This window comes from Salinisphaera shabanensis E1L3A, assembly GCF_000215955.2.
Lineage (GTDB): Bacteria > Pseudomonadota > Gammaproteobacteria > Nevskiales > Salinisphaeraceae > Salinisphaera > Salinisphaera shabanensis.
In genome coordinates, this window is record NZ_AFNV02000010.1 from 75,962 (window position 1) to 90,772 (window position 14,811).

Below are 14,811 nucleotides of genomic sequence, written 5' to 3' on the forward strand. Positions count from 1 at the left end.
CCCAAATTGCATTTCAATTAGCGCTGGCCGTTCAAAAGCGTCACAATACGTTACTTACGTTTAAATGGACCCGAACTATGGGCGCTTCTCCCGCACAAAACGAAGACAACGAACAGGATCTGCGCTTACTGGATGAGCAGCTGTGTTTTTCGCTATACACAGCCACACATCGCATTATCCGCGCTTATCGCCCGCTGCTTGAACCGCTGGGCCTGACCTATGTTCAGTACCTCGTTATGCTCGTGCTCTGGGAAAAAGCGCCCCGCTCAGTCGGCGAGTTGGGCAGTGAGTTACATCTCGACAGCGGCACGCTCACGCCGTTGCTCAAACGTATGGAACAAGCCGGCCTAGTCGTACGTGAACGGGATAGCGAAGACGAGCGCCGGGTGCTTATCTCCGTCACCGACGAAGGGCTTGATCTGCAGCATAAGTCCAGCGAAATACATGAGGCCATGCTCTGTCAGGTTGAACTCACACGGCCTGAAGCACTCGCGCTACGTGAGCGCATCATGGCACTTGCAGATACGCTTCGTCAGGCCTGACCACAAGATTAGCGCAATAATGCGCGTCTCGCTTTAAGGATATCTACGCATAGTCTCGATGCGCGCGCTCGCGCAGAATTGCGCGCCGCTTATCGACACAAGGCCGCCCAACCATGTGGCAGTGGATTAACGACAATGCGCAGGCGCTGTCTTTTTTCGCCAGTATCGGCACGCTAGCCGTCTGGCTTTTCTATGCGCATTTGCTTTATGCCGGTTTTCGGCGACAACGCAAGGCGCGAATCCTGATCAACCAGGGCTGGGGCCAGCAGATCGATTCGGTTTGCCTGATCACGAATATGAGTCAGGAACCGATCTATATTCACAGCCTAGCGATGACGATCCGCACACACGACGACGAGTACAGCGAGTCGATCACCGATTTCGACAACGCTCAGCCTCGCGATAGCGAAGACCGCCCACAGAACGTCACACGACAGGGCCCGTTGAACGCCGGCGAGCAGATGAACCTGGGAACGTTCCGCTCCATCATTCGCCAGACCGCCAAGCGGCACGATAACCTCGAGCCCGATGACGATCGCCCGATTCGAACCCTAAAAATCGATAATTTCAAGATTACCGTGATCGCCAGTTATGGCCCGGAGGGCGGCATCATCGGCGCCCAGCGCAAGTTCATCGTGTCGGGCCAGGACAACGAGTTAATGCGCCCTGCCGCGACGACGACCAAGCGGATGACCAAGCGTCACGCGCGCACGAAGTTGCAAGACTGGCTGGAACAACAGCTTTAAGCAATACCATAAAAGCCCCGCAGATCGCAGGGCTCGCGAGGCAAATTAGCAGCGCCCTTTCTTGGCCTGCCCAGGCGGGCAATGTTGGCCGCGATACTCATGGCGGTGATCATAGCCTCTTCGGTCGTTATCCGTCGTGATCGCCGCCCCGCCCGCTGCACCCGCAGCGCCGCCAAGAATTGCACCGGTACGCCCGCCGACTTCGTTGCCAATCGCTGCGCCAGCGGCACCACCCAGCCCGCCGCCGACTGCGGCGTCTAGCGTATCGTCATCCAGCGCGAACGCGGGCGCACTCAGACTCAATGCCAAAAGGCTGGCAACCGTCCAACGTTGGATGGCTTGGGTTCGCATGATTGAATCTCCGCGCTCTCGTGTTTTTAGGTTGCGGGCTATTAAACCACTGCGCCCTGAATGCATTATGAACTCTGCTCGCCGGGTCTGAGCGACCGGGCACGCTCAAGTCATTCGTGGCGATGTGAATAACGGAAAAAAGCCCGTCTGACGCAACGCGTCAGACGGGCTCTATAACAGGCAGCTTTGCGCTCGCTCTCTAGCCGAAGGCCTGTATCCCGGTCTGGGCCCGGCCCAGAATCAACGCGTGCACGTCATGCGTGCCTTCGTAGGTGTTCACCGCTTCCAGATTCATCACGTGACGAATGACGTGATACTCGTCCGAGATACCGTTGCCGCCGTGCATGTCACGCGCCTGGCGGGCAATATCCAGCGCCTTGCCGCAGTTGTTGCGCTTCATCAGCGAGACCATCTCGGGCGCCCAGTTGCCTTCGTCCATCAACCGGCCGAGTCGTAGACAGCCCTGCAGGCCGAGCGTGATCTCGGTTTGCATGTCGGCGAGCTTTTTCTGGATCAGCTGGGTAGCGGCCAGCGGACGCTTGAACTGCTTGCGTTCGAGCGTATAGCTGCGCGCGGCATGCCAGCAGAATTCAGCCGCACCCATCGCACCCCAGGAAATGCCGTAGCGGGCCTTGTTCAAGCACGAAAACGGGCCCTTCAGGCCTTCGACGTCGAGGCGGTTTTCTTCCGGCACGAAACAGTCGGAGAGCATGATCTGACCGGTGGCCGAGGCACGCAGCGAGAACTTGCCTTCAAGCTTGGGTGTTTCCATGCCGCCGAAGTCGCGCTCGACCACGAAGCCGTTGATCTTGCCGTCGAGATTGGCCCAGACGACGGCCACATCGGCGATCGGGGAGTTGGTGATCCAGTTCTTGGCACCGTTCAAGACATAGCCGCCGTCGACTTTCTTGGCCTTGGTGCTCATGGAGCCAGGATCGGAGCCGTGGTCGGGTTCGGTGAGACCGAAACAGCCGACCCATTCGCCACTGGCGAGCTTGGGCAGGTATTTCTGTCGAACGTCTTCGCTGCCGAAGGTATAGATCGGAAACATGACCAGCGACGACTGCACGCTCATCGCCGAGCGATAGCCGGAATCCACGGATTCGACTTCGCGGGCCAACAGGCCGTAACAGACGTGGTTGAGGCCCGCGCCGCCGTATTCTTCGGGAATGGTGGCACCGAGCATGCCGAGTTCGCCGAGCTCGTTCATGATCTCGCGATGAAAGATCTCGTGGCGGTTGGCTTCGAGCACGCGCGGCATGAGGCTGTTCTGACAATAGTCATGACCCGCATCGCGGATCATGCGCTCGTCTTCGGTAAGCTGCGCATCGAGCAGCAGCGGATCGGACCAGGCGAAATCTTTCATGAAGAGGCTCCATTCTTTCGTTCGATAAGCATGGCCACACCCTGCCCGATGCCGATACACAGGCTGATCAAGGCATAGCGGCCGTTAATACGTTCGAGCTGACGCAGACCGGTGAGCGCCAGGCGCACACCCGAAGCACCCAGGGGATGACCCACCGCGATGGCGCCGCCGTTGGGATTGAGACGTTCGTCGTCGCCGGACAAGCCCAGTTCGTGACAGCAACCCAGAACCTGGGCCGCGAACGCTTCGTTGATTTCGATCACGTCCATGTCCTTGAGCGTGAGCCCCGCACGGTCGAGCACCTTCTGGCAGGCGCCGACCGGGCCCAGACCCATGACCCGCGGTGGCACGCCGATTACACCGCCGGCGATGATACGCGCCCGCGGCGTCAGGCCTGCGGCAACGCCCGCTTTTTTCGAGCCCAGAATCAACGCACCGGCGCCGTCATTCACGCCCGAGGCATTGCCGGCGGTAATAATGCCATTGGCCACGATCGGCGGCAGCTTGGCGAGTTTTTCTGCCGTACTGCCCGGCCGCGGATGTTCGTCGGCATCGACGGTCAATGGCGGCTGCTTGCGTCCCTGGGGCACATCCAGTGGCATGATCTCGTCGTCGAAAAACCCCTCGGCGCGGGCGGCTTCGTAGCGCGCCTGCGACTGGGCCGCATAGGCATCGGCGGCCTCGCGGCTGATGCCGAAGTCGTCGGCGACGTTCTGGGCCGTTTCCGGCATGGCATCGGCGCCGTACTCGTCGAGAATCTTCGGATTGGGAAAGCGCGCGCCGATCGTCGAATCGAATACCGAAACATTGCGCGAATAGGCCTTGTCGGCCTTGGCCATGACGAATGGCGCGCGGCTCATGGATTCCACCCCGCCGGCGATCACCAGTGCACCTTCATCGACCGTGATTGCACGGGCGGCATCGACAGTCGCAGCCAGTCCACTGCCGCATAACCGGTTGACGGTCTGACCCGCCACCGACACCGGCAAGCCAGCCAGCAGGCCTGCGTGACGCGCCACATTGCGCGCGTCCTCGCCTGCCTGGTTGGTACAACCGGCGATTACATCCTCGTAGTCGTTGCGATCGAACGGGTTGCGTTCGACAAGCTGGCGAATGACCGCCGCAAGCATATCGTCCGGGCGAACCGGAGCGAGCACGCCGCCATGGCGGCCGAACGCGGTTCGCAGACCGTCGTAGATATAAGCGTCGAGCATGCCATCTCCATCAGCAGTCGCGACCGATACCGCATCGACAGCCGTGCGCGCCATGCGTTCGGCCTGCGACATCGTCTTTTCTTGTCGTGTTCTTGTAGGTTGTCGGCCTCGGAAAAATGCCGACGCGCGCTGGTCTGAGACAGAACGCCTGCTATACCAGCAGCACCAGCCATCGTCGGCTTTCCAGCCACCGAAACGGTGTTTCGAAAACCGCGAACAAGAATAGGCGGTGGTCGGTTACAACGCAACCACAGTACGCTTGTCGCGCACGCTCGCAACGTGCGTACGGTGTGACGCCGCTTCCTTGAAGCCGCATGAATTGACCGGAACACGAGCAAGGTCTACTTTGCTCGCACAACGAAATCGTGTTTTACGAACAAGCTGCTACACAGGAGGAGACTCATGGCCAATGCCGCGACCGATCATCCGTCCCGGATGACGCAAGAGGAATGGGAGGTCCGCAAAGATCTCGCCGCTGCCTATCGCCTGGTATCACTCTATGGCTGGGATGATCTGGTATTCACCCACCTGTCGGCTCGGGTGCCGGGGCCAGAACACCATTTTCTGATCAATCCCTACGGCTGGCTGTTCGACGAAATTACAGCGTCGTCGCTGGTCAAGGTCGATGAAGACGGGCAGATCGTCGACCCCGGTGCAACCAACCGCGTCAACCCGGCCGGCTTCACCATTCATAGCGCGGTCCATATGGCGCGCGAAGAAGCCGGTGCTGTTCTGCACTTGCACGCAGCTGACGGTGTGGCGGTCAGCGCCCACCCCGATGGCCTGTTGCCGCTGAGCCAGACCGCCATGCTTTGCATACCGCATATCTGCTTTCACGAATACGAAGGCGTGGCGCTGAATCTGGACGAGCGTGAGCGCCTCGTCGCAGACCTCGGCGATCACGACATCATGCTGCTGCGTAACCACGGCACGCTCACCGTCGGCAAGAACGTCGGCGAAGCCTTTACTTATATGTATTTCCTGATGAAGGCCTGCCAGATCCAGGTACGCACGCTGGCCATGGGCCCCGGGCATACCCCGTCGCAGCAGGCGCTGGACACCACCGCCCAGCAGGCGCAGAGCCTGGGCGCCGGCCACAAGCTGGCCTGGCCGGCGCTGATTCGCAAGCTCGAGCGTATGGGCAGCGATTACGCCACCTGAACACCCAGAACGCCAGCGAAAGCACATACCCCGGTTCGGCGATGAACCGGGGTTTTTCGTTTATACGCCGATCGCGTTCGTATTCAGCGGCTGCCGCCGCGCACTTGGGCGCCGACGCGCTATGCCGGCTGGGCGAAAACGCGCTGCAAACGCATGCCGCAGGCTTCCAGGCATTCGTGCGCCGCGTCCAGAACGCCGGGCATGTTGATGAAACCGTGGATCATGCCCGGGTAATGCAGGTGCTCGGCGTCGTTGCCATGGGCGCGCAGTTGTTCGTAATAGGCGATATCTTCGTCGCGTAGCGGATCATAGCCGGCGGAAATCACCAGCGCCGGTGGAAGTCCGCCGAGGTCGTCGGCATGCAGCGGCGACGAGTACGGATCGTTCGCGTCCGCGGGTTCACCACTGAAATAATGGTTCATGAACCAGTCGAGCAGGGGACGCGTGAGTCGGTAACCTTCGGCAAGTTCGGTGTGCGAAGGCTGACTGCGCGTGCGATCGGTGCCCGGATATATCAGCAGCTGATAGACGAAATCCGGTCCGCCCTCGGCCTTGGCTTTCAAGCAGGTCACGGTGGCCAGATTGCCGCCGGCGCTATCACCACCGATAGCGATACGATCTCGCTGTGCACCCAAGGCCTCGGCATTGTCGACGATCCAGTTCACCGCGGCCCAGCAATCCTCGACCGGCTCCGGATACGGATATTCCGGTGCCATGCGGTAATCGATCGAAATCACCATACAATCACCGTTCAAGGCGAGATGACGGCAGGGAATATCGTGGCTATCGAGACTGCCGATGACATAGCCGCCGCCATGGATATAGATCAGTAGCGGCAGCGCTTCGCCGGCCGGGTCGCGCGGTGTATAGACGCGCAGGCCAATATCGCCGCGCGGACTGGGCGCTGCCATATCACGCACATCGAACAGCTCAGGCGCACGGCCGCCGACAACGGCACAGCCCTTCTCGTACTGTATGCGCGCCGCCTGCGGCGATAGCGTTTCAAGCAGGGGCAGCCCGCTCTGCTCGGCTGCCTCCAGAAAGCGTGCCGCCTGGGGATCCAGTGTCATGGGTAGTCTCGATAGTACGAATGTAGATTACAGCTGCGCGGTTCATAAAACGGGTATCGGCCCTAACCGTTGCGTCGCAGAAACGATTCAATTGCTTTGGTTACTGGTCCCGGGTGGGTCAGGTTCGCGGCATGGCCGCCCCCAGGTACAACGACCCGTTCCGCGTTGGGCAGATGCTCCGCCAGCTGCTCGGCCCGGGCCATGGGTATGGCCATATCCGCATCGCCATGCACGACCAGCGATGGCTGCTCGATCGCGCCGAGTTGATCGGTAACGTCATCGCGCGAAGTCAGCGTATGGAAAGCCGCGAGCAGATTGTGCGACTGCCAGCCGCGCCATTTATGCTGCCAGTACGCGGTTTCTCTCGAACCCGTACCCAAGATTATGCCGGCAATCGTATCGGCAATTTCATCGGGCAAACCATGCGTCGCCCAGGTGTCGATCATCTGTTTGTAGCCCGGAAGATTGTCGGGATTCTCGAGCCCGGCCTGGGTATCTAAAAGTATCAAGGCGCGCACACGCTGCGGGTGGATCAACGCACAACGTAGCGACAGGAAACCACCTTGACTCATACCGGCCAGAGTCGCCTGCTCAACCCCCAGATAATCCAGCAAGGCGACGAGATCGTCGGCCGAGTCGTAGTAGCTGAACGGCGCCGGCGTTTCGCCGGTGGCAGTACACCCATGGGCACGTTGGTCCCAGGCAATGCAACGATAGTTGTCCTCGAAAGCTGCCACCTGCGGCGCAAACATTTCGTGATCCATCAGCAGGCCGTGCGAGAACACGATCACCGGCCGATCACCACCGCTGTCCTGATAAAAAACATCCTGCCCATTGACCGAAGCGAAAGGCATCAGACTCTCCTCTTTATTATCGCTAATTATTTAGCGTAATCAGAGACTAGCATCGTGCCTGTAAACACGCTTGCAGGTCTGACTGCAAAATGCACCTATGCCCCGCCACGCAAAAGGACAGTTTAGACAGGTTTAGACGGCAGATCCGCCTTCTTGCGCATTCGGGCCATGCGCAAGAATCCGGCGCTTAGCTAAGCATCGACCAATCCCCGCGCGACAACATCATCGCGCGCATTTACGGGTAGCGAAGCACGTCCTCACCGTGAAAACGCTGGCCGGTATCGACAAAGCCATGACGCTCATAAAGCCCCCGCGCGGCGGCGTTGTCCGGCGTGAGGCTGATCAGGATCGGCGCCTCGGGGCGCTCTTCCTTGAGCGTGTCGATAATCGCCTGTAACGCCAGGCTACCGTAACCGACGCCCTGCCAGGCGATATCGATCATGAAACGGGGGATATTGTAGGCCTGCGGCGCAGCGAGATACTCAGCCATCGCGAAACCGATGAGCGTTTCGTTCGCATAGATCGCATAAGGCGTACAACTGGGCTGCACGTACGCCTCAGCTAACGAATAGAGGTTGGAGGCTACGCGTGTGGCCTGTTCCTGCGACAGGCGCAAATGAATAACCTGCTGCCAGTTGCGTAAATCGACCGGCCGCAAGGTGACGCTTGGCATGGATTCGTCTGTGCTCATGACGTGGTTATTCCATCTCGGCAAAAGCCGAGCGATGAAATTCGGCGATCTCCGCGACTTCTTCCACGCCGGGCTCACGCACGGTTGCCGGCGCGGCCCCCGCCATGACTTCGAGTACACGATGGGTACAACGGGCCAGCGTATCCGGGTTGTAGCCACCTTCCAGGGCCATCACCAGCCGGCCGTCGCAATACTGGTCAGCCAGACGCTGGACAATACCGGCCATCGCGCTATAGCCGTCGTAGCTCATGTTCAGGCACAACTCGGTGCGATGCGCGTCCATACCGGCCGACACCAGAATCAATTCCGGCTTGAACCACTCGACCGCGGGCACGAGGATATTCTCGAACGCGTTGATGATCGCCAGATCACCGGCGTCCTCGGGCAGCGGCACGTTGACTGTCGTACCTTCGCCCAGCCCTTCCCCGATCTCCTCCATATCGCCGGTGCCCGGGTAAAAGGGGGCAGCCCGATGGGTGTCGAAGAACATCACGCTCGGATCGGCATCGAAGATGTCCTGCGTGCCATTACCGTGGTGTGCATCCCAGTCGATGATCAGCACGCGCTCGATATCCCATTGGAATTGAGCATGAGCCGCAGCGACCGCAATGTTGTTGAACAGGCAGAAGCCACGAGCACGCACCGCGTTGGCGTGGTGGCCCGGCGGGCGACAGATCACGAACGCCGACTGGACTTTCTTTTCGAACACCGCGTCTACCGCGGCAATCGTCGAGCCCGCCGCAACCTCGGCCGCTTCCAGGCTACCCGCTGAGACCGCCGTAGTATCCACGTCGAGCCATGCCTGCTTGCCTTCCAACTCATGCAGGTTTTCCAGATACGAGGTCGTATGCACCCGGCTGAGCTGCTCGCGCGTCGCCGGCTGGCCCGTGGTGATACGGACACCGGCTATCGGCTCGGCCTCGAGCAACTCCCTGACCGCTATCACTCGACCCGGGTGCTCGGGATAACTCCACTTGGCCTCCACGCCGAGGCCGTCGAGAATGCCGCGGATACGCTTGTCCATGCGCCCCGGGAGGAACTCCTCTTCGGCCTCGGGCCGATGCGAAAGCACCCGTTCGTCATAAATCACCAACACGTCACGATCGCCCACCACGGCTAGCACTCCTTGGTAAACATCGCCTCAGCGTAGCAGCCGCCGGCGTCCGCCCGCTCAGTTCGACATGCAGGGCGAGAAATAATTCGCGCCGACTAGGCCTGTTTCTCGGCTAATACATCGCGCATGGAAAACGCCACACGCATGGTTTCCAGTCGAGGCACCTCGACGTTCAGATGGTGCGCGATATCCACCACATTACCCAGGATCGCTTCGATTTCCATGGGCCGACCGTTGAGATAGTCCAGCGCCATACTATTGCGATAGGCGGGCATCTTGCGGGTTCCGGCAATGTTCTTGTCGATCGCGCTTTCCGGCATCGGGTAGCCGTCGGCGGCGGCCACGGCACAGACTTCGGCCATCATTGCCCGGGCCAGATCCTCGCCGCCGGGCGTATCCAGCAGCGTCACCGTATCCGCACCGCCGGCAAGCACCGACAACGGGTTGAACGGCGTATTCCACAGGCTCTTGCGCCAGCGCTCACCCACCACCGCTTCAGACAGCTTGACGTCGATACCGCCGGCCTCGAAGCGCGCGGCGATATCGCGACAATCGTCGGTGATGCCTTCGGGCCAAGCGCCCATGGTGAGTGCACCGAACGCCTTGTGCTCGATCTTGCCCGGCGCGACCCGGCTCACGGCGATGAACGCCAGACAGCTGATAACGGGATTGTCGGGCAAGGCATCGGCGACTTCGCGTTCGATATCGATACCGTTTTCGATCAGCACGATACGTGTGTTTTCGCCAACCCATGGCTTGATCAACGCGGCCCGGTCGATTGACGGCAGCACCTTCACGCAGCAGATCACGTAATCGGCTTCGTGTTCGGGCGTATCGCCGTCGCGATAAACGCCATCCGGCCGGTACGACAGATCGCCCAGCGGGCTGTCGATCTGAAAACCCTCGGCCTTGACCGCCTCATATTCCGACCGCAGCACCACGCTCACATGACAGCCGGCCCGCTTGAGAATCGCGCCATAGAAACTGCCGATCGCCCCGGCACCGACCACGACAACGCGTGTGCTTTCACTCATCGCAAATTCCTTTTCAATAACCGCCCGGCAATATGCCGGTCATCGAACCTGCCCGTCACGCCCTGCGTTCGAACAGACCGAAAATCTAAAAAAAACGGGCTGCCAGCGCCAGCCGACAGCCCGTGTTTCGCTAGCGCAGCATGCGGATCACGCGGCCGCGTTCTCCTCGACCAGCAGGTCGATGAGACGGTCCGTGTGATAGTTGCCGTCGCCCAGATAGTGGTCGATCAGCACGATACGCTTGGCGTAATGGGAAATGGACGATTCGTCCATCATACCCATGCCGCCGAACAGCTGGATCGCCTCCTCGGCCACGTGACGCCCGGCCTTGCTGACCATGGCCTTGGCCGCGGCCAGACGCTGGCGGCGCTCCGCGTCGGGCGCATCCAGCGAACAGGCGGCCCATAGCGCCAGCGAACGCACCTTCTCGAGCGAAATACGCATATCGACCATGCGGTGCTGCAGGGCCTGGAAGCTGCCGATCGGCACGCCGAACTGCTTGCGCTCCTTGATGTAGTCCAGGGTCAGATCGCAGGCCACTTCCATGGCGCCGGCGGCTTCCGCGCACAGGGCGATAATGCCGCGATCCAGCGCATACTGAAGCGGTGCGGCCGCGCCGCCCTCTTCGCCCACCAGTGCATCGGCACCAACCTTGACGTTGTCGAGCACGATTTCGGCAGCGCGGTGGCCGTCGAAGGTGGTATAGCCATCACGCGAGACGCCGTCGGCGTTGCCGTCGACCAGGAAAGCGCTCAAGCCGTTCTTGCCCGGATTGTCGCCGCTGCTGCGGGCGATCACCAGCAGCCGGTCGGCGCTGTCGCCGCCGAGCACTACCGCCTTCTTGCCGGACAGCACGTAGCTGTCGCCGTCTTTCTTGGCCGTGGTCTCGATCCAGAAGGGATCGTAGCGGCCGTTCGGCTCGTAGCAGGCCAGCGCATACTTCTGCTCGCCGGAGATGATCGGCTCCAGCGCGTCGGCCTTGGCATCGTCGCCGAGTGCGGCGTCGAGGAAGGTACCGGCCAACACCACGGTGGACAGATAGGGCTCGACCACCAGGCCACGGCCGAAGCCTTCGGCCACCACCATCAGCTCGGCACCACCGCCGTTGAAACCGCCGGCGGCTTCCGAGAACGGTACCGCCAGCAGGCCGAGTTCGGCGAACTGCGACCATACCTCGGGCGAGTAGCCAGTGTCGGATTTGATGATCTTCTCGCGCTGCTCGAAGCTGTACTGGTCGGCCACCACGCGGTCGACCATGTCCTTGAGCATGCGCTGCTCGTCGCTATAGGAAAAATCCATTGTCTATTCCTTTTCCTGCGGGCCGGACTACAGTCCGAGGATCGCCTTGGAAATGATGTTCTTCTGAATCTCGTTCGAGCCACCGAAGATCGACAGCTTGCGCAGATTGAAGTACGTGGAGGAGGCCGAGGCCGAGAACTCGGGGCCGAAGGCGTCTTCGCCCACGTCGAGGTCGGGGAACGGCAGCGCATAGGGGCCGGCCAGCTCGCGATAGAGATCCGAGATCTTCTGGCGCACTTCCGTGCCCATGACCTTCAAAAACGAGCTTTCCGCACCCGGCACACCGCCGGCTTCGGCCGCGGAGACCACACGCAGGTTGGTCATTTCGACCGCCATGAGTTCGAGCTCGAGTTCGACCAGACGTTCGGCCACACGCGGGTGCTCGATCAGCGGCTTGCCTTCAGCCTGCTCGTTGCGCGCGATCTGCTTGAGGTGTTCCAGCGCAGCCTTGGAGATACCCACGCCGGCAATACCGGTACGCTCGAAGGTGAGCAGGTACTTGGCACAGGTCCAGCCCTTGTTCTCTTCGCCGACCAGGTTCTCGACCGGCACCTTCACGTTGTCGAAGAACACTTCGTTGACTTCGTGCGCACCGTCGAGGGTGATCAACGGACGCACGGTCACGCCGGGGGTGTTTTCCATGTCCACGAGCAAAAAGGAAATGCCTTCCTGCTTCTTGACCGTGGTATCGGTGCGCACCAGCACGAAGATCATGTTCGCGTGCTGGCCCAGCGTGGTCCAGGTCTTCTGACCGTTGACGATGTAATGATCGCCATCACGCTCGGCGCGGCACTTCAGACTCGCCAGGTCCGAACCGGCGCCCGGCTCGGAATAACCCTGGGCCCACCAGTCCTCGCTTTTGAGGATGCGCGGGAGGTAGTAGTCCTTTTGTTCCTGCGTGCCGAACTTGATGATCACCGGCGCGACCATGTTCAGGCCGAACGGCAGGATCCGCGGCGCGCCGGCTTCGGCAGTTTCTTCTTCGAAGATATGCTTCTGAATCGGACTCCAGCCCGGGCCACCATGTTTTTCCGGCCAGTTGATCGCCAGCCAGCCTTTTTCATACAGCGCGCGCTGCCAGGTGATCATATCCTCGGGCGAGACATGCTCGGACGACTTCACCTTGTCGGAAATTTCCTTGGGCAGCTTTTCTGCCACGAAGGCGCGGACCTCGTCGCGGAATGCGAGCTCGGCTTCGTTATATTGAATATCCATTGATTACTCCGTAATACCCAGCGTTACAGATCGCCGAACTTGCGGCCTTCGCTGGCGAGCTTTTCGAGCAGGGCCGACGGCTGCCAAACCGGATCGCCCGATTCGTCGTAGAACTGTTTGACCTTGGCGTGGATCTTGTCCAGACCGACCTGATCGGCCCAGAACATCAGGCCGCCCCGATACACCGGAAAGCCGTAGCCGTAAATCCATACGATATCTACGTCCAACGGACGCATGGCGATACCTTCCTCGAGGATCTTGGCACCTTCATTGACCATCACGTAGAGGCAGCGTTCCAGAATTTCCTGGTCGCTGACTTCGCGGGTCTCGATGCCTTTTTCCTTGCGGTATTTCTCGATCTCCGCCATTGCGGTATCGGACGGACGCGGTGTGCGATCGCCTTCGGCATAGTCGAACACGCCGCCGCCGGTTTTCTGGCCCCAGCGTTCCTGCTCGGCCAGGGCGTCCATCCAGTCGCGCTCGGGCGCGTTTTCGGGGTCGTCTTCACGCAGCCCTTCGCGAATACGCCAGCCCACGTCCAGACCGGCCAGGTCGGCCATCGCGAACGGCCCCATGGGCAGGCCGAAATCGAACAGCACCTTATCGACCTGCGACGGCGTCGCGCCTTCATTAACCAACTTGACGGCCTGGGCCTGACGCTTGTGCAGGATGCGGTTGCCAACAAACCCGTTGCAGACACCGACCAGCACGCCGACCTTGCCGATGCGCTTGGACAGATCCATCACCGTAGCGATGACTTCGTCGGACGTGGCTTCGCCGCGCACGTTCTCGAGCAGCTTCATCACGTTGGCCGGCGAGAAGAAGTGCATGCCGATCACGTCTTCCGGGCGATTGGTCGACTGCGCGATTTCGTTGACGTCGAGCGTCGAGGTGTTGGTAGCCAGAATCGCGCCGTCCTTGCACACGCGATCCAGCTCGCCGAAGACCTGCTTCTTGACCTTCATGTTTTCGAACACGGCCTCGATGACGAGATCCACGTCCGACAGATCGTCATAGGACAGCGAGGTGCTGATCAACGACATGCATTTTTCGACCTGGTCGCTGGTCATGCGGCCTTTCTTGGCCGTCGCTTCGTAGTTCTTGCGAATCAGCGCCACGCCCTTGTCGAGCGCTTCCTGCTTCATTTCCAGCATCTTCACGGGAATGCCGGCGGACAGGAAGTTCATGGCGATGCCGCCACCCATGGTGCCGGCACCGATAATGCCGACCTGCTTGATATCGCGCTTGGGCGTTTCCTTGGAAATGCCGGGCACCTTACCCACTTCGCGCTCGGCAAAGAACACGTGGCGCTGGGCCGCGGATTCCGGTGAGTTCAGCAGTTCCGTGAACAGCTCGCGCTCGCGCTTCATGCCAGCTGCGAAATCCAGCTCGGTGGCGGCCTGAACGGCCTTGATGCAGTGGAACGGCGCGAGGAAGCCGCGCTTCTTGCGCGCAATCGACTGTTCGAATTCGGAGAAGACGTTGTCGCTTTCCTTCTCGACGCTCAGCTCACTGACCTTGCGCCGCGGCGCGCCATCGGCGACGAGTTTTTCGGCATAGGCAATCGCTTCGGCTTTGAGATCGCCGGAGACGACCTCGTCGATCACGCCCATGTCCTTGAGCTTGGCGGCCTTCATCGGCTTACCTTCGACGATCGCCTGCATGGCCGCCTTGGCACCAATCAGACGCGGCAGGCGCTGAGTACCGCCGGCGCCCGGCAGCAGACCCAGATTGACTTCCGGCAGGCCCATCTTGGCCGAGTCCAGCGCCACGCGATAATCGCAGCCGAGGGTGATTTCCATGCCGCCGCCCAGGGCGGTGCCGTGAACCGCGGCAATCAGTAGCTTGTCACTGTTTTCGAGAACTTGAACCACGTCCGGCAGACTCGGTTCCTGCGGCGGCTTGCCGAATTCGCGAATATCGGCGCCGGCCGGAAAAGTACGGCCACCGCCGATGATCATCAGCGCCTTGGCGCCATCATCGGCCAGCCCCTTGTCCAATGCATCGACAATGCCCTGACGCACGGCATGACCCAGCGCGTTGACCGGCGGGTTATCGACAGTGATGACGCCAATATCGCCATCGCGTTCGTAGGAAACCACTTCACTCATAACTACTCCTTATCCAATCTGTTACCGCACGCTTACGCACACG

The 14,811-nt window shown here is 60.7% G+C and carries 14 protein-coding genes; 3 read left to right on the forward strand and 11 right to left on the reverse strand.

The window, feature by feature from the left end:
- The first annotated feature begins 77 nt into the window (after positions 1 to 77).
- Both SSPSH_RS07990 and SSPSH_RS07995 read left to right on the forward strand, forming a co-directional pair.
- Complete coding sequence (locus SSPSH_RS07990; protein ID WP_006913982.1) at positions 78 to 542, forward strand: MarR family winged helix-turn-helix transcriptional regulator; 465 nt, start codon at positions 78 to 80, stop codon at positions 540 to 542.
- A 113-nt stretch (positions 543 to 655) separates the two neighbouring features.
- Complete coding sequence (locus SSPSH_RS07995) at positions 656 to 1,288, forward strand: hypothetical protein (RefSeq protein WP_006913983.1); 633 nt, start codon at positions 656 to 658, stop codon at positions 1,286 to 1,288.
- A 45-nt stretch (positions 1,289 to 1,333) separates the two neighbouring features.
- Here SSPSH_RS07995 and SSPSH_RS19100 read toward each other — a convergent pair whose 3' ends face one another.
- The 3 genes from SSPSH_RS19100 to SSPSH_RS08010 form a co-directional block, all read right to left on the reverse strand.
- A complete protein-coding gene (locus SSPSH_RS19100; RefSeq protein ID WP_006913984.1) occupies positions 1,334 to 1,639 on the reverse strand; it encodes a glycine zipper domain-containing protein in 306 nt (101 codons plus the stop codon).
- A 199-nt stretch (positions 1,640 to 1,838) separates the two neighbouring features.
- Positions 1,839 to 3,005 carry an acyl-CoA dehydrogenase gene (locus SSPSH_RS08005; RefSeq protein ID WP_021031583.1) on the reverse strand — a complete coding sequence of 389 codons (1,167 nt, stop codon included), beginning with the start codon at positions 3,003 to 3,005 and terminating at the stop codon, positions 1,839 to 1,841.
- Positions 3,002 to 4,219: a 3-oxoadipyl-CoA thiolase gene (locus SSPSH_RS08010; protein WP_021031584.1), complete on the reverse strand. Its 1,218-nt coding sequence runs from the start codon at positions 4,217 to 4,219 to the stop codon at positions 3,002 to 3,004. The genes SSPSH_RS08005 and SSPSH_RS08010 overlap by 4 nt, the downstream gene beginning before the upstream one ends.
- Positions 4,220 to 4,621: 402 nt before the next feature.
- On the opposite strand from SSPSH_RS08010, the gene SSPSH_RS08015 reads away from it, so the two are divergent.
- A complete protein-coding gene (locus SSPSH_RS08015) occupies positions 4,622 to 5,380 on the forward strand; it encodes a class II aldolase/adducin family protein (protein ID WP_006913987.1) in 759 nt (252 codons plus the stop codon).
- A gap of 119 nt (positions 5,381 to 5,499) precedes the next feature.
- On the opposite strand, the gene SSPSH_RS08020 is transcribed toward SSPSH_RS08015, so the two are convergent.
- The 8 genes from SSPSH_RS08020 to SSPSH_RS08055 all read right to left on the reverse strand — a co-directional run bounded on the left by SSPSH_RS08020 (position 5,500) and on the right by SSPSH_RS08055 (position 14,768).
- Positions 5,500 to 6,450, reverse strand: coding sequence for an alpha/beta hydrolase (locus SSPSH_RS08020; protein WP_006913988.1), 951 nt, complete (start codon positions 6,448 to 6,450; stop codon positions 5,500 to 5,502).
- A 62-nt stretch (positions 6,451 to 6,512) separates the two neighbouring features.
- Positions 6,513 to 7,304 carry an alpha/beta fold hydrolase gene (locus tag SSPSH_RS08025; protein WP_006913989.1) on the reverse strand — a complete coding sequence of 264 codons (792 nt, stop codon included), beginning with the start codon at positions 7,302 to 7,304 and terminating at the stop codon, positions 6,513 to 6,515.
- Positions 7,305 to 7,539: 235 nt separating this feature from the next.
- Positions 7,540 to 7,995, reverse strand: a complete 456-nt coding sequence (locus SSPSH_RS08030) for a GNAT family N-acetyltransferase (protein WP_006913990.1) — start codon at positions 7,993 to 7,995, stop codon at positions 7,540 to 7,542.
- A gap of 7 nt (positions 7,996 to 8,002) precedes the next feature.
- A complete protein-coding gene (locus SSPSH_RS08035; RefSeq protein WP_006913991.1) occupies positions 8,003 to 9,109 on the reverse strand; it encodes a histone deacetylase family protein in 1,107 nt (368 codons plus the stop codon).
- A gap of 95 nt (positions 9,110 to 9,204) precedes the next feature.
- Positions 9,205 to 10,143, reverse strand: a complete 939-nt coding sequence (locus SSPSH_RS08040; protein ID WP_006913992.1) for a ketopantoate reductase family protein — start codon at positions 10,141 to 10,143, stop codon at positions 9,205 to 9,207.
- A 147-nt stretch (positions 10,144 to 10,290) separates the two neighbouring features.
- On the reverse strand, positions 10,291 to 11,442 hold the full coding sequence (locus tag SSPSH_RS08045) for an acyl-CoA dehydrogenase family protein (protein WP_006913993.1): 1,152 nt from the start codon (positions 11,440 to 11,442) through the stop codon (positions 10,291 to 10,293).
- A 27-nt stretch (positions 11,443 to 11,469) separates the two neighbouring features.
- Positions 11,470 to 12,657 carry an acyl-CoA dehydrogenase family protein gene (locus SSPSH_RS08050; RefSeq protein ID WP_006913994.1) on the reverse strand — a complete coding sequence of 396 codons (1,188 nt, stop codon included), beginning with the start codon at positions 12,655 to 12,657 and terminating at the stop codon, positions 11,470 to 11,472.
- 23 nt (positions 12,658 to 12,680) lie between these two features.
- A complete protein-coding gene (locus SSPSH_RS08055) occupies positions 12,681 to 14,768 on the reverse strand; it encodes a 3-hydroxyacyl-CoA dehydrogenase NAD-binding domain-containing protein (protein WP_006913995.1) in 2,088 nt (695 codons plus the stop codon).
- Between the last annotated feature and the right edge of the window lie 43 nt (positions 14,769 to 14,811).

Coding starts and splice junctions, on each gene's coding strand:
- SSPSH_RS07990 (WP_006913982.1), top strand. CDS start 78: ATGGGCGCTTCTCCCGCACAAAACGAAGACAACGAACAGGATCTGCGC.
- SSPSH_RS07995 (WP_006913983.1), top strand. CDS start 656: ATGTGGCAGTGGATTAACGACAATGCGCAGGCGCTGTCTTTTTTCGCC.
- SSPSH_RS19100 (WP_006913984.1), bottom strand. CDS start 1,639: ATGCGAACCCAAGCCATCCAACGTTGGACGGTTGCCAGCCTTTTGGCA.
- SSPSH_RS08005 (WP_021031583.1), bottom strand. CDS start 3,005: ATGAAAGATTTCGCCTGGTCCGATCCGCTGCTGCTCGATGCGCAGCTT.
- SSPSH_RS08010 (WP_021031584.1), bottom strand. CDS start 4,219: ATGCTCGACGCTTATATCTACGACGGTCTGCGAACCGCGTTCGGCCGC.
- SSPSH_RS08015 (WP_006913987.1), top strand. CDS start 4,622: ATGGCCAATGCCGCGACCGATCATCCGTCCCGGATGACGCAAGAGGAA.
- SSPSH_RS08020 (WP_006913988.1), bottom strand. CDS start 6,450: ATGACACTGGATCCCCAGGCGGCACGCTTTCTGGAGGCAGCCGAGCAG.
- SSPSH_RS08025 (WP_006913989.1), bottom strand. CDS start 7,304: ATGCCTTTCGCTTCGGTCAATGGGCAGGATGTTTTTTATCAGGACAGC.
- SSPSH_RS08030 (WP_006913990.1), bottom strand. CDS start 7,995: ATGAGCACAGACGAATCCATGCCAAGCGTCACCTTGCGGCCGGTCGAT.
- SSPSH_RS08040 (WP_006913992.1), bottom strand. CDS start 10,143: ATGAGTGAAAGCACACGCGTTGTCGTGGTCGGTGCCGGGGCGATCGGC.
- SSPSH_RS08045 (WP_006913993.1), bottom strand. CDS start 11,442: ATGGATTTTTCCTATAGCGACGAGCAGCGCATGCTCAAGGACATGGTC.
- SSPSH_RS08050 (WP_006913994.1), bottom strand. CDS start 12,657: ATGGATATTCAATATAACGAAGCCGAGCTCGCATTCCGCGACGAGGTC.
- SSPSH_RS08055 (WP_006913995.1), bottom strand. CDS start 14,768: ATGAGTGAAGTGGTTTCCTACGAACGCGATGGCGATATTGGCGTCATC.